The 20,258-nt window shown below is 61.1% G+C and carries 17 protein-coding genes and 1 tRNA gene; 11 read left to right on the top strand and 7 right to left on the bottom strand.

From position 1 onward, the window contains the following. Positions 1–88 precede the first annotated feature (88 nt). Positions 89–161: transfer RNA gene (locus tag QZ540_RS02935), tRNA-Trp, on the bottom strand. 354 nt (positions 162–515) lie between these two features. On the opposite strand from QZ540_RS02935, the gene QZ540_RS02930 reads away from it, so the two are divergent. Together QZ540_RS02930 and QZ540_RS02925 are read left to right on the top strand one after the other, a co-directional pair. Next, the gene (locus QZ540_RS02930; protein WP_294627599.1) at positions 516–1,718 is read left to right on the top strand and encodes a pyridoxal phosphate-dependent aminotransferase; all 1,203 of its coding nucleotides are present in this window, start codon (positions 516–518) and stop codon (positions 1,716–1,718) included. A gap of 462 nt (positions 1,719–2,180) precedes the next feature. Continuing rightward, entirely contained in the window at positions 2,181–3,212 is a 1,032-nt protein-coding gene (locus tag QZ540_RS02925; protein WP_049347329.1) for a 6-phosphofructokinase, read from the top strand. A 132-nt stretch (positions 3,213–3,344) separates the two neighbouring features. Here the strand turns inward: QZ540_RS02925 and QZ540_RS02920 are convergent, their stop codons facing one another. Beyond that, positions 3,345–4,580 (bottom strand): folate-binding protein YgfZ, encoded by a 1,236-nt coding sequence (locus QZ540_RS02920; RefSeq protein WP_294627597.1) that lies wholly within the window; start codon positions 4,578–4,580, stop codon positions 3,345–3,347. A 65-nt stretch (positions 4,581–4,645) separates the two neighbouring features. After that, positions 4,646–5,335 carry an FABP family protein gene (locus QZ540_RS02915; RefSeq protein WP_070634875.1) on the bottom strand — a complete coding sequence of 230 codons (690 nt, stop codon included), beginning with the start codon at positions 5,333–5,335 and terminating at the stop codon, positions 4,646–4,648. Positions 5,336–5,960: 625 nt separating this feature from the next. Between QZ540_RS02915 and QZ540_RS02910 the strand changes: the two genes are divergently transcribed. The 7 genes from QZ540_RS02910 (at position 5,961) to asd (ending at position 14,538) form a co-directional block, all read left to right on the top strand. Next, positions 5,961–6,638 carry a response regulator transcription factor gene (locus tag QZ540_RS02910; protein WP_294627594.1) on the top strand — a complete coding sequence of 226 codons (678 nt, stop codon included), beginning with the start codon at positions 5,961–5,963 and terminating at the stop codon, positions 6,636–6,638. Between the two features lie 178 nt (positions 6,639–6,816). Beyond that, the gene (gene mshD, locus QZ540_RS02905) at positions 6,817–7,881 is read left to right on the top strand and encodes a mycothiol synthase (protein ID WP_294627592.1); all 1,065 of its coding nucleotides are present in this window, start codon (positions 6,817–6,819) and stop codon (positions 7,879–7,881) included. A 65-nt stretch (positions 7,882–7,946) separates the two neighbouring features. Beyond that, positions 7,947–10,220, top strand: a complete 2,274-nt coding sequence (locus tag QZ540_RS02900; RefSeq protein ID WP_294627590.1) for an RNA degradosome polyphosphate kinase — start codon at positions 7,947–7,949, stop codon at positions 10,218–10,220. Positions 10,221–10,471: 251 nt separating this feature from the next. Next, the gene (locus tag QZ540_RS02895; protein ID WP_294627588.1) at positions 10,472–11,479 is read left to right on the top strand and encodes an NUDIX hydrolase; all 1,008 of its coding nucleotides are present in this window, start codon (positions 10,472–10,474) and stop codon (positions 11,477–11,479) included. A gap of 153 nt (positions 11,480–11,632) precedes the next feature. Next, on the top strand, positions 11,633–12,514 hold the full coding sequence (locus QZ540_RS02890) for a thymidylate synthase (RefSeq protein ID WP_049327533.1): 882 nt from the start codon (positions 11,633–11,635) through the stop codon (positions 12,512–12,514). 22 nt (positions 12,515–12,536) lie between these two features. Continuing rightward, the gene (locus QZ540_RS02885; RefSeq protein ID WP_363279938.1) at positions 12,537–13,187 is read left to right on the top strand and encodes a dihydrofolate reductase; all 651 of its coding nucleotides are present in this window, start codon (positions 12,537–12,539) and stop codon (positions 13,185–13,187) included. Positions 13,188–13,398: 211 nt separating this feature from the next. After that, positions 13,399–14,538: an aspartate-semialdehyde dehydrogenase gene (gene asd, locus QZ540_RS02880; protein WP_294627584.1), complete on the top strand. Its 1,140-nt coding sequence runs from the start codon at positions 13,399–13,401 to the stop codon at positions 14,536–14,538. 117 nt (positions 14,539–14,655) lie between these two features. Here the strand turns inward: asd and QZ540_RS02875 are convergent, their stop codons facing one another. After that, positions 14,656–15,042: a PGPGW domain-containing protein gene (locus tag QZ540_RS02875; protein ID WP_096741026.1), complete on the bottom strand. Its 387-nt coding sequence runs from the start codon at positions 15,040–15,042 to the stop codon at positions 14,656–14,658. 216 nt (positions 15,043–15,258) lie between these two features. On the opposite strand from QZ540_RS02875, the gene QZ540_RS02870 reads away from it, so the two are divergent. Both QZ540_RS02870 and QZ540_RS02865 read left to right on the top strand, forming a co-directional pair. Further along, a complete protein-coding gene (locus QZ540_RS02870; protein ID WP_294627582.1) occupies positions 15,259–16,680 on the top strand; it encodes an MFS transporter in 1,422 nt (473 codons plus the stop codon). 132 nt (positions 16,681–16,812) lie between these two features. Further along, positions 16,813–17,778, top strand: a complete 966-nt coding sequence (locus QZ540_RS02865) for a histidine kinase (protein WP_294627580.1) — start codon at positions 16,813–16,815, stop codon at positions 17,776–17,778. A 103-nt stretch (positions 17,779–17,881) separates the two neighbouring features. Here QZ540_RS02865 and QZ540_RS02860 read toward each other — a convergent pair whose 3' ends face one another. The 3 genes from QZ540_RS02860 to QZ540_RS02850 all read right to left on the bottom strand — a co-directional run bounded on the left by QZ540_RS02860 (position 17,882) and on the right by QZ540_RS02850 (position 20,153). Further along, positions 17,882–18,988, bottom strand: coding sequence for a UDP-N-acetylmuramate dehydrogenase (locus QZ540_RS02860; protein WP_294627578.1), 1,107 nt, complete (start codon positions 18,986–18,988; stop codon positions 17,882–17,884). A gap of 251 nt (positions 18,989–19,239) precedes the next feature. Then, on the bottom strand, positions 19,240–19,701 hold the full coding sequence (locus QZ540_RS02855) for a MaoC family dehydratase (protein ID WP_294627576.1): 462 nt from the start codon (positions 19,699–19,701) through the stop codon (positions 19,240–19,242). After that, a complete protein-coding gene (locus QZ540_RS02850; protein ID WP_005504824.1) occupies positions 19,701–20,153 on the bottom strand; it encodes a MaoC family dehydratase N-terminal domain-containing protein in 453 nt (150 codons plus the stop codon). The genes QZ540_RS02855 and QZ540_RS02850 overlap by 1 nt, the downstream gene beginning before the upstream one ends. Positions 20,154–20,258 lie beyond the last annotated feature (105 nt).

The following is a 20,258-nucleotide window of genomic DNA, read 5'->3' as shown; positions in this document are numbered from 1 at the left end:
GACGATGCCATTTCTTCTGCCCCTTTCTGAGTCTAAAAAAGTACGCCCGGAGTGCGGGCGTACAAATTATTTATTGAGGCAATAAAAGCAGGGCGGACAGGACTCGAACCTGCAACCTGCGGTTTTGGAGACCGCTGCTCTACCAATTGAGCCACCACCCTTTGAAGCGTTAACTTCAGGTGTGAGAGTTGCTTCTCACTTGTCTACTCCTCCATTGCCTCCTAAGCCGTGGGCTTTAGAGGGGCAAACAATTACACCCTTGCGGGTGCAGAACTAACTGTAAACCATCTTTCGGGGCCGATGCAACTTCAGAATGTAATATTTTTCGAAAAACCTCTTGAGATACCTTGACGAAGGGTTCCGCATCACTACTAGTGGACCGTATCCTAATAAGAGGAATGCCGCACACACCCGCGCCCATCAGGCGCAGATTGGTCCCACACGTGCATTCCCATCACCTATTTCCTTGTCGACTTCACGCCGGCAGCGCACAAGAAGAAAGAGAAGAGAGCCCCATGGCGCGTATTTCAAGCCGCATCGGTGCCATCGCACCCTCCGCAACCCTTGCCGTCGACGCAAAGGCAAAAGCACTCAAGGCTCAGGGACGCCCCGTCATCGGTTTCGGCGCAGGCGAACCGGACTTCCCCACCCCCGCGCACATTGTGGACGCCGCACGCGAAGCGCTCAACGACCCCAAGAACTTCCGCTACTCCCCCGCCTCCGGCCTTCCCGAGCTGAAGAAGGCAATCGCGGAAAAGACCCTGCGCGACTCCGGCGTAGAGATTGACCCCTCCCAGGTTGTCATCACCAACGGCGGCAAGCAGGCGGTCTACCAGGCATTCGCAACCGTCATTGACGAAGGCGACGACGTCCTGCTGCCCGCACCCTACTGGACCACCTACCCCGAGTGCATCCGCCTGGCAGGCGGCAACCCCATCGAGGTGTTCGCCGGTAGCGACCAGCACTACAAGGTCACCGTCGAGCAGCTCGAAGCAGCCTACACCCCCGCCACCAAGGCGCTCATCTTCGTCTCCCCCTCCAACCCGACCGGTGCCGTCTACACCGAAGAGGAAACCCGCGCCATCGGCGAATGGGCTCTGTCCAAGGGCATTTTCGTTCTGACCGACGAAATCTACGAGCACCTCACCTATGACGGTGTTCAGGCTGTCTCCATCCTGAAGGCAGTGCCCGAGCTCGCTGACCTGTGCGTCATCCTCAACGGCGTGGCAAAGACCTACGCCATGACCGGTTGGCGTGTGGGCTGGATGATTGGCCCGCGCGACGTCATCGCCGCAGCCTCCAACCTGCAGTCCCACATGACCTCCAACGTCAACAACATCGCCCAGCGCGCAGCTCTTGCCGCTCTGACCGGTCCGCAGGACGACGTGGAAATCATGCACGCCGCCTTCGACCGCCGCCGCCGCACCATCGTCGACGGCCTGAACGCTATTGAAGGCGTGCACTGCCCCGTACCCACCGGTGCGTTCTACGCATACCCGGACGTACGCGAACTGCTCGGCAAGGAAATCGCGGGCGTACGCCCCCAGACCTCCGCAGAGCTGGCTGAGCTCATCCTCGAAAAGGCTGAGGTCGCCGTAGTTCCCGGCGAGGCATTCGGCCCCAGCGGCTACCTGCGCCTCTCCTACGCCCTGAGCGACGAGGACCTGGCAGAGGGCCTGGCACGCCTGCAGAAGTTCCTCGGTCAGGCACGCGACTAGTTCGCGGCTCTCCGAACCGCGTCTCTCGCCCCGGCGGGAGGTGCGGTTTAGGTGTTGGGTGAACCGGCACAAAACGATCAAACACAGGGCTATTGACCGTTTTATGTCCTAAAAACCGGGAATCCCACAAAGATTTAAAAATATTTTTAAAACACTCGAGGCCTCCCGCATCTTTTCGGATGCGCGGAGGCCTCGTTTGCCTCTTCGGTGCCATAGGTGGGAAGCGGCGGCTATTTGTACTTCAAACCCAAACATACAGGTTTCAAAAACCTGAACTTTTATGCCGCGATTTGGGCATTCCCACGCCATTCCACCACTACCAACACAACCCAAACATCGCTAAAATAGAGACCAAGAGAACGACCTCCCGACCGGCGCGCATTCATGTGCCGAAATCGTGGAGGTCATAGTTATATACACGCGCGCACAACACCTAAAACGCGCAGACATTAGGAGCCAACCATGAAGATCGGTCTGCTTACTTCCGGCGGCGACTGCCCCGGCCTGAACGCTGTCATCCGCGGCGCTGTCCTCAACGGCGTCAAGAAGTACGGCTACGAGTTCGTCGGCTTCCGTGATGGCTGGCGCGGCGTCGTTGAAGGCGACTACATGGACCTGCCCCGCCAGAAGGTTCGCGGCCTGGCATCTCAGGGCGGCACCATCATCGGTACCTCCCGCACCAACCCCTTCGACGGCCCCAACGGTGGCCCCGAGAACATCGAAATCATGATGGAACGCCACGGCATCGACGCAATCGTCGCTATTGGTGGTGAAGGCACCCTCGCAGGCGCAAAGCGTCTGGCAGACGCAGGCCTGCCCGTCATCGGTGTTCCCAAGACCATCGACAACGACCTGCGCGCAACCGACTACACCTTCGGTTTCGACACCGCAGTGTCCATCGCAACCGAGGCTATGGACCGTATCCGCACCACCGGTGAATCGCACCACCGCTGCATGGTCGCAGAGGTCATGGGCCGCCACGTCGGTTGGATCGCACTGCACTCCGGTATGGCAGCAGGCGCACACGCAATCCTGATTCCCGAGGTCAAGGTCTCCATGGAGCAGGTTGCTGAATGGGTCAAGGAAGTACACGACCGCGGCCGCTCTCCCCTGGTTGTTGTTGCTGAAGGCTTCATCCCCGAAGGCTTCGACGACGTCATGGCAAACAAGGGTACCGAAAAGGACGGCCGTCCCCGCCTCGGTGGTATCGGTGAGTACATCACCCACGAAATCGAGAAGATGACCGGCGTCGAGACCCGTAACACCATCCTGGGCCACATCCAGCGTGGTGGCGCACCCACCGGTTACGACCGCGTGCTCGCAACCCGCCTGGGCATGGGCGCAGTCGACATGGTCGCTCAGAAGCAGTGGGGCAAGATGGTCTCCGTTCAGGGCACCGAAATCAAGTACGTACCCCTCGAAGAGGCACTGGACGGCCTGAAGTCCGTACCTCAGGAACGTTGGGAAGAAGCAGCCGTCCTCTTCGGCCGCTAAACCCCATAAGCTCGGTAAGATTGCTGAGCACACATACTAAAACCGCGGAGGCGGGCACTCGTAACGGGTGTCCGCCTCCGCGGTTTTAGTTGGGGTGGATTTTAGCGGGGGTAGCTTTTGGGCAGGAATGCCCTAGCGCTTCAGGAAATCCTGACCCGCCAAAGAACGACGCGCCACCTCACCGGACTCCGGCGAAACCACCGTCGTCTGAGCCACCGCATACTCGGTAGCCGGTGCCGGCGAACCATCCGGCAGGAAGTCGCCGCCATCAACCGCGCGCAAAGGCGCCTGCGGATCAACGCCGCGCTTAATCACAGCCAGAGCAATCGGGCCCGCCTCGTGATGCAACGCCACCGAGGTAATGCGACCGACCGGGCGGGACTTGCCTTCCACGAACAGCTCGCTACCTGCCGCCGGCAGGGTGTGCTCCGAACCGTCAATATCCAAGAACACCAGGCGGCGCGGCGGGCGACCCAGGTTATGCACACGAGCGACTGTCTCCTGGCCCTTATAGCAACCCTTATCGAAATGCACCGCGGTGCGGGTGTAATCCAGCTCCTGCGGAATGGTCTTATCGTCAGCTTCGGTACCGTAGCGCGGGCGCCACGCCTCAATACGCAGAGCCTCCGCAGCCCACAGGCCCGCAAAACGCGCATCCGCAGATTCGGCCAGGGCGGGCAGAACAGAGCGCGGCACAATGCTCAAGAAACGCACGTAGTCCGCGCCAGGGTGAGCGTCACCCGCCTCGTCGTAACGGTAGCTACCCGGTGCCGGAGTGTGCCAGGGATCCTCCCACACCAGCGGCTTAGCCTCCGCGAGCGCCGGATGCACCGAACCGTCCTGCAGAATCGGGTTGCGGGCGCTTTCCAGCACGGCGTACTCGTCGCTGAGGTTCTGCACCTCAACGCGCATCATGAACTTCATGCGGTTCAGGTAATCGGTCAGCGGCTGAGCCTGGTCACCCTCCACGATGAGCCAGAGCGCCTCGCCGTCCTCGATAGCAGCCGGGGCGTACTCCACGCGCCCCTGGGGCGAAAGCAGCAGGAACTCGCGGCTCTCCCCGGAGGTCATGCCGGTCAGAATCTGCGAAGCGATGGAGGTCAGCCAGGTCTGACGATCCGGACCCGCAACACGCACCACGCCCATGGAGGAGCGGTCCACCAGCACCAGCGGTTCGCCTGCGTCGGCGGAGCGGTCAAAGCTGAGGGCGCGCTGTTCCAGCATGGGGTTGCCGTAGTGTGCGGCGACGCCGGCGTCCAGCCCGGAGGCGGCAAAAGCGCCGTGCAGGCCCAGCAGGGGGCTCGCGGGGCGGGCGGCATCAGGCTGGGGTGCCTCAGCCTGAGGGGCTTCAAGCGAAGATTCAGTCACGGAAGGTGCACCTTTCACGCAAAGAGTCTGCCCCGCCATTCAGCGGGGCAGACATAAGTAATGTATTAGGCGGTGGGCTCGGAGCCGGGCTCGCCGGTGGGCTCTTCGCCGTCCAGGGAACCGAACATCGAGGTTCCCAGGGAATCGCCGGTCATCGAGGAAGTCTTACGAAGCTCAGCGGAGGCGTGCTTGTGCAGCTTACCCTCGGCGTCTGCGACCTCCCAGTCCCACATGAGGTTGCCGTTGACCAGGCCCCACAGGCGCACGGAGCCCGCGTACTCGTGGGAGATGTCGTCACGGAGCAGGTTACCGGTCTGCATGCGAATGACCGGGCCCTTGACCATGCCCACATAGTTCTCGCTAATGCCGCCGGGATGCGCGATGGTTGCCAGCAGCGAGAAACCGTCGTCCTCGTTGCGCAGGGTCTCAACGCTCTCAGCGTCAGCGAAGGCGGGAATAACGTCCTTGGGAACGATACCGAAGCCGCCGTCGGCGTCAGTCAGGGGGCGGTCAATCTGCCAGAAACCGGTCTCAACGGTGATGGGACGCAGCTTCTGACCCTCGTCATCGAGGAGGAAAGATTCAGCGCGGTATTCGATGAAGGGCAGACCATCCTGCTCAAAAGTAATAATCTGGCCGAAGGGGGTATTCTCCTGGCCTTCGTACCACATGGTTCCGGTACCCTCCCAGGTGCCGAGCAGCCATGCGAAGGGAACAAGTTCAGGGGTTAGGTTGGTAGGGATTTCAATAGCCATACCCCCTATTTTAGTACCCGAGCGTAAAACGGTACCCTGTTCGTTCGCCCTCGGCGCGGGATAATTTCCCGTCCACGCCCGGCATCAGACATATAGAAAACCCCCAACCGGAGGGGACCGGGTGGGGGTTCACGCCGTCATTGGCGAGGCGGTACGAACCGTACGACCGCCTAAAGCCCTGTGTGGGCGATGCTTCTGCTCTGTGCGGGAAGACTACTTCTGACCGCTGAAGAGGCCACGCAACACTGCGAATGCACCGATACCGATGCACACGGAGATGATAGCCATCAGCGACATGAAGAGAGCTTCAAGAGCCATAAGATTGTTTTCCATGCCTTAAACCTACCATAGACCCGCCCCGAAAGGGCGCAGAATCAGCGGCAGAAACATAGTGAACAGCACGATTCTCAGCAGGCATACGCCCCACCCGGCGCCAGCAAAATATTAGCCCCGCAGAATCCGGGTAGGTGCCCTATCATAGCCAGCTGAGAAGCCTGTACGAACAGTCCGGAATACGATATTCGGCCGCAGGCTACACCAGCTCCCACAGCTACAACACAGGCAGGCTAGTACACTAGAAAGAGCCAAAAGTTTTACACGGGAAATACCTGGGAAAGGAGAGGGTGTGTACCGTATTGCGCTCATGAGCGACACCGCCGCGCAGGATATGATCCCCTCGCTGAGCCTGCTCAGCCACAAGGTACACGTCTTTCCCCTCGACACCGCCCACACCGCTCTCGAATCCGAGACCTTCGACCTGCTCATGGTCGACGCCCGCACCGCCCTCGTCAAGGCGCGCCAATGCGCCCAGCTGTTGCGCGCAGCCGGTGTGCAGTTGCCGCTCATCGCGCTCCTCAACGAGGGCGGCATGGCGGCGGTTGCTGCCTCCTGGCAGGTGGACGATATCGTCTCTGACCAGGCATCCCCCTCCGAAATGGATGCGCGCCTGCGCCTGGCTATCAAGAGCGACGCAGCCGCGGAAGAAGAAAGCTCCGAAGAACGCATCGTGCGCGCGGGCAACCTCGTCATTGACACCCAGGCGTACTCTGCACACCTCTCCGGCACCGCACTGAACCTGACCTTCAAAGAGTTTGAACTACTCAAGTTCATGGCTCAGCACCCCGGACGGGTCTTCTCCCGCGCCCAGCTGCTCTCTGAAGTGTGGGGTTACGACTCCTACTACGGCGGCACCCGCACCGTGGACGTGCACGTGCGTCGTCTGCGTTCCAAGCTCGGCACCGAGTACGAACAGATGATCTCGACCGTGCGTAACGTGGGCTATTCCTTCAACAGCACGCGCTAATTTTGCGGTACCAACCGCTGTTTTGGTGTGCCCGTTCTCGAGTAGACTCGCCGCTGAACCAGGTACCAGAATGTGTAAATGTTCCGGTTCTTGTCATATTCGCCCAAGACGAAGAGCAAACTCTTCAAAGAGCAATCATCCCCGGTAGAGTTGAATCAGAAGGCTACGAAAGAAGGCGATGATGGTACACAGTCAGACACCCAATCCCTCCACCCTGCCCGCTGAAAGCTCCCTTGTTTACGCGGAACCGCAGCTCACCGAAGAGCTGCTGGAACGATTCGATTCCTTTGCCCAGGCGGTTGCCAAGCACGACGGCGTTTCGGCGTTCTCCGAGCAGACCCGCATCGAGCTGAGCAAGGCGCTACGCGAAAGCACCCTCACCCCTCCGCGTTTCTTTGTCGCCGAGGACAACGGCACCCTCGCTGCTGTCTTCGTGGCTCTCACCCCCGCACATGACGAAGATACCGGCGTGATTGAGGCAGCCGTCGCCCCCGAATACCGTGGACGAGGCGCAGGTAGCGCGTTCTTCGACCACGCCGTCCGCCAGCTGGGTGAAGACGCCGTACGGTACCGCCTCTGGGTTCACGGCAGCGCCACCGACACCGGTATTGAAAGCCCCGCCCACGCATTCGCGACCCTGCATGGCTTCGAGCCGGTGCGTGTGCTGTACAAGATGGTTCTGCCCCTGGACGCTCAGACCCGCGAAGAGCTCGTGGAACGCTCCGACGCGCGCATTCTGCCGGAAAACCTGCGGATGCGTACCTTTACCGGCGCGGACGAATTCCCCTGGCTTCGCGTGAACGCCGCAGCATTTGCGCACCACCCCGAGCAGGGCAAGCTCACCCTCGCCGACCTGCGCGAGCGCACCGGCTCTCCCTGGTTCCGTCCCGAGGGTTTCTTCATCGCCTCCGAGGTGGATGATGATTCCGCTATTGCGGCGTTCACCTGGACGAAGATCCCGACCGGTCAGGAGCAGGGCGAGCTGTCCCCCTCCGGCGAGATTTATGTGGTGGGTGTGAGCCCGCAGGCACAGGGAGGCGGCTTGGGTCGTACCCTCACCCTGCGCGCACTGGCGTACCTGGCTTGTGCGGAGGATGAGAACGGCGAGCCGTTGCGCGCCATCGACCTGTACGTGGACGCCGATAACACCGCCGCCTACGCCCTGTACACTTCCTTGGGCTTTGGTGTGGCGACGGTTGACCGCATGTACGCCCCCGCCCAGCAGGCTGAGCCTGCCGCCTAGTTTTGGTGCGCCACAGTTGGCGTGCCTCTTCACGACTTATCCCCGAGCAGAAAGGCAAGTACAGTATGGTACCCGCCCCCAATGGCCTGAATAAGGCGCCTAAGCCTAAGCCGTCTGAGCCGGCACCCATGACCGGTGTCATTCATATCGGCCACGATATTTCGAAGATTGAGCGTGCCGAGTCTCGCGGCGACCGCATTGAGAAGGGCGAGAAGCGCTCCTACTTCAGCTTGGAAGAGGAGTTCGGTCCGGAGCGTTTCTTCGACCGTGAGAGCAGCTGGTTGGACTTCAACACCCGCGTGCTGGAGCTCGCGGAGGACCCGAACCTGTTCCTGCTGGAACGTCTGAACTTCCTGTCGATTGTGGCGTCTAACCTGGACGAGTTCTTCATGGTGCGTGTGGCGGGTCTGAAGCGCCGCATTGCGACCGGTCTGGCGGTTCCTTCGGCGGCGGGCCTGAGCCCCGAGGAGCAGATGGAAGAGATCGCTGAGCGTGCCCATAAGCTGCAGGAGCGCCACGCCGATGTGTTCCACAACCAGGTTCTGCCTGCTCTGGAGGAGCAGAATATCCGCATTGTGGGTTGGGACGACCTGGACGCGGACGCTAAGCAGCGCCTGCGTCAGGAGTTCATGCAGGACATCTTCCCGATTCTGACCCCGCTGGCGGTTGACCCGGCGCACCCCTTCCCCTACATTTCGGGCTTGTCGCTGAACCTTGCGGTGCTGGTGCGTAACCCGCAGACCGGCAAGGAGCTGTTCGCGCGCGTGAAGGTGCCCGATCAGCTGGACCGTATGGTCTCTGTGGATGGTTCCCGCGCCGCTAATACTGCGGGCCGCGAGAGCCGCTACATTGCTCTGGAAGACATCATTGCTGAGCACCTGGACACTCTCTTCCCGGGCATGGAGGTTGTGGAGCACCACGTCTTCCGCGTGACCCGTAATGAGGATCTTGAGGTGGAAGAGGACGATGCAGAGAACCTGCTGAAGGCTCTGGAGAAGGAGCTTCTGCGCCGTCGTTTCGGTCCGCCGGTCCGTCTGGAGGTTGAGGACACCATCAACCCGACCATCCTGGACCTGCTGATTTCTGAGCTGAACATTGACGAGTCTGAGGTGTACCGTCTGCCGGCTCCGCTGGATCTGCGCGGCATGAGTGCGATTGTTCGCGCGAACCGCCCGGCGCTGCACTACCCCAAGCACATTGCGCACACCTCCCGCTGGCTCAACGCCACCGAGACCGCGAAGGCTGCGGACGTTTTCGCTGCCGCACGCGATCACGATGTACTGCTGCACCACCCGTACGACTCGTTTGCAACCAGTGTGCAGGCGTTCCTGGCGCAGGCTGCCGCTGACCCGCGTGTTCAGGCGATTAAGCAGACTCTGTACCGCACCAGTGGCGACTCCCCCATCGTGGATGCGCTGATTGAGGCCGCTGAGGCAGGCAAGCAGGTCGTGGCGCTGGTCGAGATTAAGGCTCGCTTTGATGAGGAAGCCAACATCTCCTGGGCTCGTAAGCTGGAGCGCGCCGGCGTGCACGTGGTGTACGGCATCGTGGGTCTGAAGACTCACTGCAAGCTGTCGCTGGTGGTGCGCCGCGAGGGTAACCACCTGCGCCGTTACGCGCACATTGGTACCGGTAACTACCACCCGTCGACCGCTCGTTTCTACGAGGATTTGGGTCTGATTACCTGCGACGAGCAGATTTGTGAGGACGTCTCCCGCCTGTTCAACCAGCTGTCCGGTTACGCACCGAAGACTAACTACCAGTCGCTGCTGGTGGCGCCGCGTACTCTGCGTAGCGGCCTGATTGAGTGCATCGATCAGGAGATTGAGAACCACAAGGCTGGCCGCCCGGCGAAGATTCAGATCAAGTGCAACTCCATGGTGGATGAGGCCGTCATCGATTCGCTGTACCGTGCTTCGCAGGCAGGTGTGCCGGTGGATGTGGTGGTTCGCGGTATTTGTGCTCTGCGCCCTGGCGTTAAGGGTCTGAGCGAGAATATTCGCGTCCGTTCGGTGCTGGGTCGTTTCTTGGAGCATTCGCGCGTGTTTGCTTTCGAGAACGGCGGCGATCCGATTGTCTACATTGGCTCTGCCGACATGATGCACCGTAACCTTGACCGCCGTATTGAGGCGCTCGTGCCGGTGAAGGATCCGCGCCACGTGAAGTACCTGCGTGATATGTTCACCATCTACATGAGTGATTCTTCGCGTACTTGGCACCTGGATTCTGAGGGTAACTGGACCCGCCACGACACCGATGATCAGGGCAACCCGCTACAGGACGTGCAGTCGTACTACCTGAGCTCGCGTTCCCGTAAGAACGTGGTCGATAAGGTCTAAGACTTCGCCGCTGACCTACCGGTGATTTCTGGTCGTGAACCCCGTCTGTTCTCGCGCTTTATGGCGTGGGGCAGGCGGGGTTTTCCGCGTGTCGTGCAAAAACGTGCGGTGGACTAGTGCACTTAGCGCAAAAGTGAACAACAGGTTACGTTGAGATTACAACTTGACCGTTCTCTCGCCTACAATTAGACGCGGAGCATGGTGCCCCCTGGCATTGTGCACAAGCCTAGCGAAGAGGTTCAGAGAGAGATATGGCACCGCTGGATTCCCCCTCCATCTACTACTCGGCACGACGTTTTGACGCGGTCAACAGCATTGACCGTGCCCCCGCAAACACTGCGGATATTGTTGCTTCTGGCGCACTGATTTGGCGCATGCGCGATGGTGCGCTTGAGGTCCTCATCATTCACCGCCCTCGTTATGACGACTGGTCCTGGCCTAAGGGTAAGCAGGATCCGGGTGAGTCCCTGGCTGAGACTGCTATTCGTGAGATTCGCGAAGAGGTCGGTCTGCAGGTTGTTTTGGGTGTGCCCCTGGCGGTGACTTCCTACCCGGTGGGTGGCCGCCCGAAGGATGTTTTCTACTGGTCCGCTGAGCTTCCCGAGGGTGCCCGTGCCCTGGCTGATGAGGGTGAAGTGGATGAGCTGCGCTGGGTGAGCACCGAGGTTGCTCGCGCCCTGCTGACCAACGAGGACGACCTGGCGCCCCTGGAGTCTCTGGAGGCTCTCGCGGAGGCGGACGCGCTGCGCACCCGCCCGGTGCTGATTGCCCGCCACGCGAAGGCTAAGCCGCGTTCGAACTGGGCTGCTGCTGAGGATGACCGCCCGCTTGCGGCTACCGGCAAGCGTCAGGCGTTGGCTTCTAGCCGTCTCTTTGCGGCGTGGGCTCCGAGCCGTATTATTTCTTCCCCGTGGCTGCGTTGCGTTCAGACCGTGACCCCGTACTCGGTGGATTATGGTGTGTCGGTGAAGGAGAAGAAGTCCCTGTCTGAGGCTGGCGCTCAGCGTCACCCGGCGCGTGTTGCCCGCACCGTGGCGTCGCTGTTCGATAAGGATTCTTCCTCCCTGCTGTGCACTCACCGCCCGGTGCTGCCTCAGGTGATGGATGTTCTGCGTGAGTACCTGTTTGAGGGTTCCGCGGAGGTTCTTCCGACTGAGGACCCGTACCTGGAGCCCGGCGATGCCCTGGTTCTGCAGGTGACTGAGGGCGATGACCCGCGTATTGTCTCGGTGGAGCGTGTACGCGCGGCCCTGGACTAACACCCATATACTTTGATCTTCTAACGGCGAGCGCGCTGGGCTTTATGCTCAGCGCGTATGCTCTACCTGCGCCCATTCGAGAGTTTTACAATAGAGGGGCGGTTGATTTGTGACCGTCTCTCACGTCTACTGACAGGATTCAAGGTTTTTCTTATGACTCACGCAATCCCCACTCCCTATGAAGATCTTCTGCGCGAAATCCTCGAGGAGAACAAGGACGCCATCGCGGCGGATGCGCAGCGTTCCGACCGTACCGGCACCGGCACCTTCGGCGTGTTTGGCCGTCAGATGCGTTTTGACCTGCGTGAGTCGTTCCCGCTGATTACCACCAAGCGTGTGCACTTCAAGTCTGTTGCCATTGAGCTGCTGTGGTTCTTGCGCGGTTCCTCGAATGTGCGCTGGTTGCAGGAGCGCGGCGTGACCATTTGGGATGAGTGGGCTGATGAGAACGGCGATTTGGGCCCGGTCTACGGCGTGCAGTGGCGTTCGTGGCCGACCCCCGACGGCGGCACGATTGACCAGATTGCGAAGGTTATCGATTCGTTGAAGAATAACCCGAGCTCGCGCCGCCACATCGTCTCAGCGTGGAACCCTGCCGAGGTGGACAACATGGCGCTTCCGCCCTGCCACGCGCTGTTCCAGTTCTACGTGCACGAACGCGCGGACGGTGTGAAGGAGCTGTCCTGCCAGCTGTACCAGCGCAGCGCGGACATGTTCCTGGGCGTACCCTTCAACATCGCCTCGTACGCTCTGCTGACCTACCTGATCGCGCAGGAGGTGGGCATGGAGCCGGGCGAGTTCATCTGGACCGGCGGCGACTGCCACATCTACTCGAACCACCTGGAGCAGGTGAAGAAGCAGCTGGGCTACGGCACCGACCCGGAGGGTAACCCCTACCCGCCGCGCGAACCGTACCCCTACCCGAAGCTGGTTATTAAGACGAAGAAGCCTTCTATTTTCGATTACGAGTATGAAGACTTTGAGCTGGTGGATTACAAGCACCACCCCGGTATTGCCGCCCCGATTGCGGTCTAACTGCAGGTTGTAAGGAGGCATGATGTATCGTCTGGGCGCTATTTGGGCTCAAACTGATGCCGGCATCATCGGACGTGACGGTGATATGCCCTGGTACGCTCCGGAAGATTTGGCGCACTTCAAGAAGGTGACGCTGGGTGCCCCGGTGATTATGGGGCGCCGCACCTGGGATTCGTGCCCGCCGCGTTTCCGCCCGCTACCGGGCCGTACGAATATTGTGATTAGCCGTTCGGTCACCGAGGCGGAAGAACGCGATGGTGCACTGTGGGTTCCCTCGCTGGATGCGGCGCTGTACGCGGCTCGTGACGTTGCAGGCGCGCCGGTCGAAGCTACCCCGGCAGATACCGCCGCGGTTGATGCTTGGATTCTTGGTGGCGGCTCCGTCTACGCGGAGGCACTCTCCCGCACCGACCTGCCCGTCTTCGGCCGGGTGAAGACGGTGGAGCGGACCCTCTTCTACTGCCAGGAAGGTAACGAGATTACCGGCGATACGCGAGCGCCCGAACTGCAGCTTGCAAATTCTGCGGGTAACTGCGAGGTCAGCTCCCCGAACGGGTGCTGGCGGGTCACCTCCGAGAGCGCCTGGGAGAATAGCGAGAAGGGTTACCTGCTCGATGAGTCGGGCACGAAGAACCCCATGTACTTCTCGTTCCAGCGGCTCGAACGTATCTAGTTCAAGCTTCCCTCATTCACTCGCTGATATAGACATGCATTTCAAGCCTGCGGCTACTCCCCTCCCGGAGTGCCGCGGGCTTGAGTGTTTAATGCGACTCCCGGTGCCCCGGTAATAAGCCCCGCCTCTTCACACGGTATCCCGTTCCGAATATCAAATTTTTTGTACGGTGTTAGTCCGCACCCGCCAGCCTGAGAGTACACTTGGAACCATGAACTTTATTCCCGGTGACTCTGTAGGTTTTGTTGGCTGGCGCGGCATGGTGGGCTCCGTCCTCATGAAGCGCATGGTTGAGGAAGGCGACTTCGAGGGCATTACCCCCGTCTTCTTCACCACCTCTAATGTTGGTGGCGCTGCGCCCACCTTCGACGGCGTAATTGAGCCGTCCGAGCTGAAGGACGCATACGACATTGATGAGTTGCGTAAGCACTCGATTATTGTGACCGCTCAGGGCGGTGGCTACACCGAGGCTGTGCACCCGAAGCTTCGTGCAGCCGGCTGGGACGGCCTGTGGATTGACGCCGCTTCCACCCTGCGCATGAACGATGACTCCATCATCGTGCTGGACCCCATCAACCGCGACGTCATCGACCGCGGCCTGGCATCCGGCGTGAAGGACTTCGTCGGCGGTAACTGCACCGTCTCCTGCCTGCTGATGGGCCTGGGCGGCCTCTTCAAGAACGACCTGGTCGAGTGGGCAACCTCCATGACCTACCAGGCTGCTTCCGGCGGCGGTGCCCGCCACATGCGCGAGGTGCTTGCACAGTTCCGCGACCTGGGCAACGAGGTCTCCGAGGAGCTGAACGACCCCGCATCCGCAATTCTGGACATCGACCGCAAGATCCTTGCTAAGCAGCGCTCCGGTGAGCTGGATTCTTCCCAGTTCGGTGTGCCGCTCGCCGGCTCCCTGATTCCCTGGATCGACTCGGATTTGGGTAACGGTCAGTCCCGCGAAGAGTGGAAGGCTGAGGTCGAGACCAACAAGATTCTGGGTCGCTCCGAAGACGACAAGATCACCATGGACGGTCTGTGCGTCCGTATCGCTGCGATGCGCTCGCACTCTCAGGCGCTGACCATCAAGCTCAAGAAGGACCTGCCGCTGGAGGAGATCGAGCGCATCATCGCCGAGGACAACCCCTGGGTTCGCTTCGTGCCGAACGAGCGTGAGGAGTCCATGGAGCAGCTGACCCCCGTGGCTGCTTCCGGTTCTCTGGAGATCCCGGTTGGTCGCGTGCGTAAGCTTGCGATGGGCCCCGAGTACATTAGCGCGTTCACCGTGGGTGACCAGCTGCTGTGGGGTGCTGCTGAGCCAATTCGCCGTATGCTGCAGATTGCTATTGGCAAGCTCTAAAGCTCACTGACAAGCCTATACAAAAGCCCTCGCTACCATTCGTATGGGATGGGAGCGAGGGCTTTCTGTGTCTGCGTATAGCTTATGCGGGCTGAGCGCGAGCCAGGTTAGCGTTGGTTATCGCTGATTCGCGGCGGCTTTGCGTTCTGCCTTACGTGCGGCTTTGCGTTCCTTACGCTGCTGTCGCCAGGCGCGGTAGCGGTACCAGGCGGTGAGCACCACGTGCTTCATGAAAATATTGGCGCGGCGTGCCCAGGTGAATTCGGTGCCCCAAATGCCCAGGCCGATGAAGATAAACAGCCAGCCGGGGCCGGGGGTGACGAGCATAATCAGTCCGGCAATAAAGCAGAAGGCGCCCACACCGATGACGAGGGGCTTGTAGAGATGACGCATAACCGGATGCGCGTGCATGCGCTCCTTACGGGCTTCGAGCCAGCGGTGAAAGCGGCTGGTCTCGCTTTCCTTGACTTCATCTTCAATGGTTTTCAGGGGTGGTCCTTCCAAACGTGCCGTAGGTGAGTTTCACCGGGCGGCGGTGGTTAGAGAATAGCACCCGCCGCTGGGTGGGTGCTGTGAAAGATTTCTTCATGTTGAGATTTTTCCGTCATCTTCAAAATTTTTTCGTTTCAATAGTGTTCAAGTCGAAAGCACCTTTATACACTGTAAGGGAACAATTCACCCGGCACTTGTGCCTAAACACTAAGGAAGCGACCCACTACCGTGTCCTCCTCACGTCCCGCATCGACGGACTCACACCGCACCAACGCCGCTGCGCCCGCCAGCACCACTGCACCCACCGCGGAACGCACGGCACCTCCCACGCTCAATGAGCGCCTCGAAAACCTCCCCTTCACCCGCGCCCACGGCAAGCTCCTGGGCATCTCGGGTCTCGGCTGGGCACTCGACGCCATGGACGTCGGCCTCATCTCCTTCGTCATGGCAGCCCTCATCAAGGAATGGCATCTGAGCCCCACCGAAGCCTCCTGGCTCGGATCCATCGGCTTCGCCGGCATGGCGCTCGGCGCAACCTTCGGCGGTCTGCTCGCCGATAAGCTCGGCCGCCGCTACATCTTCGCGCTCACCCTGCTGGTTTACGGTCTGGCGACCGGCGCCTCCGCGCTTGCCACCTCCCTGGGTGTGTTGCTCGTCTTCCGCTTCCTGGTCGGCCTGGGACTGGGTGCGGAACTGCCGGTGGCGTCCACCCTGATTTCTGAGTTCTCGCCGCGCGCTATTCGTGGCCGCGTCGTGGTCGCCCTTGAGGCGTTCTGGGCTGTCGGCTGGATTCTCGCCGCGCTCATCGGTACTTTCGTTGTTCCCCAGGCGAACGGCTGGCGCTGGGCGCTTGCCATCGGCCTGGTCCCCGCCATCTACTCGCTGGTGATTCGCTTGGGAACTCCCGAGTCCGTGCGCTTCCTGGAGTCCGTCGGCAAGCACGATGATGCGCGCCGCGTCGTCGAGCGTTTCGAGGCGTCTCCCGCTCTCTTCCCCAACGCTAAGAAGGCCGAGGACTCCGCGGAGCACGGCGCCGTAGAAAGCGCCGACAACGCCGAGTCCGCCAAGGTCCACTCCATCTGGGCTGCCGGTCAGCGCCGCAAGACCATCGCCCTGTGCGTCATCTGGTTCTGCATCAACCTCTCCTACTACGGCGCGTTCATCTGGATTCCGACTCTGCTGAGCGCCCAGGGCTTCAGCCTCGTCAAGTCCTTCGCGTTCACCCTGATCATGACCCTCGCTCAGCTGCCCGGCTACGCGGTTGCCGCCTACCTCATCGAAAAGTGGGGCCGCCGCGCAACCCTCGCCGCGTTCCTGCTCGGCTCCGCCCTCGCAGCGGCTGGCTACGGCATGGCGCACGCCGAGGTATTCATCATCCTCGCCGGATGCTTGCTTTCCTTCTTCAACCTCGGCGCGTGGGGTGCCCTCTACGCCCTGAGCCCGGAGATTTTCCCGACCCACCTGCGCGGAACCGGCACCGGTGCCGCCGCCGGTATTGGTCGTATCGCATCCATCGCGGCGCCGCTCATTGTGCCGCCGCTGGTCGCTTTCGGTGGAACTCCGCTGCTCTTTACGCTCTTCTCCACCGCGTTCCTGGTAGCGGCAACCACCGTGTTCCTGCTGCCTGAACGCCGCGGCGAGTCCCTCTAAACGAGCCGCCCACCCTACACTATGAGCTGTCCTTTCTGAACACTCTTTCCGAGCATTCAGAAAGGACAGCTCATTTGTCATAAAAGCCGCGTATCCATGCACTAAAACCTGAACTATGAGAGGATACGTTCTATGCTCGATTCCTTCCTCTCCAGCCCCTACCGCACGGAGTTCAACCCCTGGCCCGTCAGCGAACACTACGCCGCCGAACGCGCCGGTGGTGTGCCCGAAGCCATGCTGCTGCCGGGCGAACTCACCGTGCACCGTAGCGACGGGGCAAGCATGAGCTACTACCTGGACTGGCCAGAGGAATTCACCGAATACACCCGCGCCATCCCCCTGCGCCCACGCAGCAAGAACGGCTACCCGCAGGATTTCACGCTCAGCGTCGCCGTGCGCGACGGGCAGGCTGTCTTCGCCGCAACCGCCCTCAGCTTCTGGGAGCAGCGCGACGGCCGCCCCTACGACCATGAGCCTATCGCCCGCGGCTACGTGGATGTGGCCTCCTACGAATCCTGCGAGGAGTACACGGGCAATTCCGCAGCCCTCATCGGCTGGGATATCGCTGACCTCTACCCGGCACGTATGGCGCTCATCCGCGCCCTCTGCGAAGGGATTGCCAGCAGCATCACCAAGGGTGCCCAAATCCTTGCGGACGGCGAGGTGCAGGTCGACCACAAGGACGGGGACCTGCTCGCTCTGCACGTGAACGCAGTCAGCGCGGTAGGCGGCATGGTTCGAGCCCTCGTCATCGAGCAGGATCGTGTGCCCAGCGGGGTATCCACCGGCACCGCTACCGGCGCCTCGGAGCGTACCAATCTGCAGACGCGCGCCTACTACGCTAACGTGCTTTCCCCCGTTCCAGGCGAGTTCGGCAACCTTGTCTGGTCGCACAGCGAGGACGCGGAATACTACCCGTACCGTCCCACGCGCCACAAGCCGATTTTCCACGCCCCCAGCCCGCCTCAGAAGCTTCCGCTGGCGGTTCAGGTACTGATGGAGCACCTGCCCGCCGCTCCGCTGGCTGCGACGCGCACAGCGCCCAAGCGCAGGCCTTACCTGCCGGGGCAGGCGCGTATCTCCTCCCCTCGCCACTAACTCAGCGGGTTAATAAAACGCTTCGGGCGGTCTCTGTTGAAGAGACCGCCCGAAGCGTTTATTCTATGTGCTCTCGCGCTACGAGGGGCGAGAAGTTTAGCGTTTAGATTTCGCCGTTGACCACGACAGGCTCAGGCACCAGGGTCACGCCGAAACGTTCACGCACGCCGTCACGCACAGCGCGGGCAATAGCGAAGATGTCCTCAGCGGATGCGCCGCCGCGGTTGGTAATCGCCAGGGTGTGCTTGGTGGACAGGCTCGCGCGGCCCTGAGCGATTTCGCGGGACTCACCTTCCAGGCCGAAGCCCTTATCGAAACCGGCGTGCTGAATCAGCCATGCTGCCGAAAGCTTTACGTGATCGGGGTCCTCGACACCGGCGGTGAACGGGGAAGTCTTCACAACCACCGGGAAGTTCGGGGCGCCCTCGGGCAGGGACTCCAGGGTCGAGCGGGGCACGATCGGGTTGGTGAAGAAGGAACCGGTCGAGAAGGTGTCACGGTCCTCGGGGTTGAGCACCATGCCCTTGGAGCCGCGCAGCTGAAGCACCTTCTCGCGCACCAGTGCGGACTCGGCACGCTGACCGGGCTCAACGCCCAGACTCTTCGCCAGCTCAGCGTAGCGAATCGGGGAGGAGAGGTTGCCGAGGGTGAACTGGAAATCAACGGTCAGCACCACGTAGCGGGGCGAGCCGTTGACGGTTGCGCGCTTGAGCACCGAGTCGCGGTAGCCGAATCGCAGGTCAGCGGCAGCGAAGGTCTTCCGGGTGTTCTTTTCGCGGTCCCAGGTGCGTACGGAGGCGATGAACTCGCTCACCTCAACGCCGTAGGCGCCCACGTTCTGCACGGGGGTTGCGCCCACGGTGCCGGGAATGCCGGAGAGGGCTGCGGGGCCGACCCATTCGTTCTCGATGCTGAGCTTGACGAAGTCATCCCAGATGGTGCCCGCCTGTACGCGCACGTTTGCGCCGCCGCACCCGGGGATGGGCAGCTTCTCCACGCCTTCGGAGGCGATGTGCACGACGGTTCCGTTGAAGCCTTCGTCGGAAACCAGCAGGTTGGAGCCGCCGCCCACGATGAGGACGGGTTCGCCTGCGGCGTCTGCAGCGGAGACTGCTTCGATAATTTCTGCCTCGGAGGTGGCACGGACGTAGGTCTTGGCGGGGCCGCCTACCTGGGCGGTGGTCAGTTCGCTCAACAGCTTTTCAGTCATAGGTTAAGAATACCGGTCGTTGTGCAGGGTCAACACCCGCCACGCGTTAAAGTCACAAAAACCTTATGGTGATTTTGCCTTCATTTTCCGCCGCACCTTTCTCAGAAAAGAAACACCATCATCCCACCGATAAGTACACAAAATCGGCGAGCACGCAAAAGCCCCGACACCACCTCAATAGGTAGCGCCGGGGCTTCCAGCAAGCTATCTGCGAGCGCAGAGACTCCATGCCGAGAGACTAAGCTGAGAGACTATGCCGAGAGACGCACCAGAGCCTGGCTCTTCATCAGAACCTTCTGCTCCTTGCCCTCCTCGTCACGCGCGGTGACGGTCAGGTCAATGCGGGCGGTGCGCTCCTCCTCATTCAGGGCACCCACCTTACCGCTAATGGTCAGGGCGTTCGTGGGGGTGTCGGGGTTTTCGCCGCCGGGCGCATCCGCCACGGGAACGGGCTTGGTGAAGCGAGTCTGGTAGTCCACAATCGCGCCGGGGTCACCCACCCAGTCGCTCACGAGCTGCACGGCGGTGCCCATGGTCAGCATGCCGTGAGCAATCACGCCGGGCAGACCCACCGACTGGGCAAAACGCTCATTCCAGTGAATCGGGTTGAAGTCACCGGAGGCGCCAGCGTAACGCACCAGCGAAGCGCGGGAGAGCTCCACGGTACGCGAACCGATTTCCTGGCCCTTTTCAAGATCTTCAAAACGCACCATTAGTTCTCCTCCTCAGCACGAACCAGCAGCGAAGAAATGCAGGTGGTGACCGGCTCGCCCTGCGCGTCAACGATTTCTTCGCGGGTGGTCAGCATAGCGCCGGCACCCATGACGCGCACGGAGTCCACGTGAACTTCGGTGCGCAGCTCATCACCGGCAACGATGGGGCGGTGGTGAGTGAAGCGCTGGTCGGCGTGCACCACGCGGGAGAAATCAATACCGGCGGAATCGTCGTTGATGAGTGCCGCGTCGGCTGCCTGCGCCAGGATAATGGCGAAGGTCGGCGGGGCAATCACATCTGCGTACCCTGCCGCGCGGGCTGCCTCAACGTCGTGGTGGAGGGGGTTTTCTGCGTGAACTGCTCGGGCAAATTCGCGGATCTTTTCACGGCCGACAACGTAGGTGTTCTCGGACGGGTAGACCCTGCCCACAATCTCAGGGTTAATGCTCATGGTTTCAGTCTACAGCTCTTGTGCACAGTGTTCAGCTTGGGCGCACAGAGTGGACGTATAGAGATTACAAGCAGTATTTCTTAGCATTATTTACCTACTAGCGAA

The organism is uncultured Rothia sp., assembly GCF_916049665.1.
Lineage (GTDB): Bacteria > Actinomycetota > Actinomycetes > Actinomycetales > Micrococcaceae > Rothia.
Note: the sequence above shows the minus strand (reverse complement) of the source record. Positions and strands in the feature narration are given on the sequence as shown.

What these genes read in the sequence shown, in the direction of transcription:
- asd (WP_294627584.1), top strand. Translation starts at nt 13,399, where the DNA reads ATGAACTTTATTCCCGGTGACTCTGTAGGTTTTGTTGGCTGGCGCGGC.
- QZ540_RS02850 (WP_005504824.1), bottom strand. Translation starts at nt 20,153, where the DNA reads ATGAGCATTAACCCTGAGATTGTGGGCAGGGTCTACCCGTCCGAGAAC.
- QZ540_RS02895 (WP_294627588.1), top strand. Translation starts at nt 10,472, where the DNA reads ATGGCACCGCTGGATTCCCCCTCCATCTACTACTCGGCACGACGTTTT.
- QZ540_RS02930 (WP_294627599.1), top strand. Translation starts at nt 516, where the DNA reads ATGGCGCGTATTTCAAGCCGCATCGGTGCCATCGCACCCTCCGCAACC.
- QZ540_RS02915 (WP_070634875.1), bottom strand. Translation starts at nt 5,335, where the DNA reads ATGGCTATTGAAATCCCTACCAACCTAACCCCTGAACTTGTTCCCTTC.
- QZ540_RS02860 (WP_294627578.1), bottom strand. Translation starts at nt 18,988, where the DNA reads ATGACTGAAAAGCTGTTGAGCGAACTGACCACCGCCCAGGTAGGCGGC.
- QZ540_RS02885 (WP_363279938.1), top strand. Translation starts at nt 12,537, where the DNA reads ATGTATCGTCTGGGCGCTATTTGGGCTCAAACTGATGCCGGCATCATC.
- QZ540_RS02865 (WP_294627580.1), top strand. Translation starts at nt 16,813, where the DNA reads ATGCTCGATTCCTTCCTCTCCAGCCCCTACCGCACGGAGTTCAACCCC.
- QZ540_RS02890 (WP_049327533.1), top strand. Translation starts at nt 11,633, where the DNA reads ATGACTCACGCAATCCCCACTCCCTATGAAGATCTTCTGCGCGAAATC.
- QZ540_RS02855 (WP_294627576.1), bottom strand. Translation starts at nt 19,701, where the DNA reads ATGGTGCGTTTTGAAGATCTTGAAAAGGGCCAGGAAATCGGTTCGCGT.
- QZ540_RS02900 (WP_294627590.1), top strand. Translation starts at nt 7,947, where the DNA reads ATGGTACCCGCCCCCAATGGCCTGAATAAGGCGCCTAAGCCTAAGCCG.
- mshD (WP_294627592.1), top strand. Translation starts at nt 6,817, where the DNA reads ATGATGGTACACAGTCAGACACCCAATCCCTCCACCCTGCCCGCTGAA.
- QZ540_RS02925 (WP_049347329.1), top strand. Translation starts at nt 2,181, where the DNA reads ATGAAGATCGGTCTGCTTACTTCCGGCGGCGACTGCCCCGGCCTGAAC.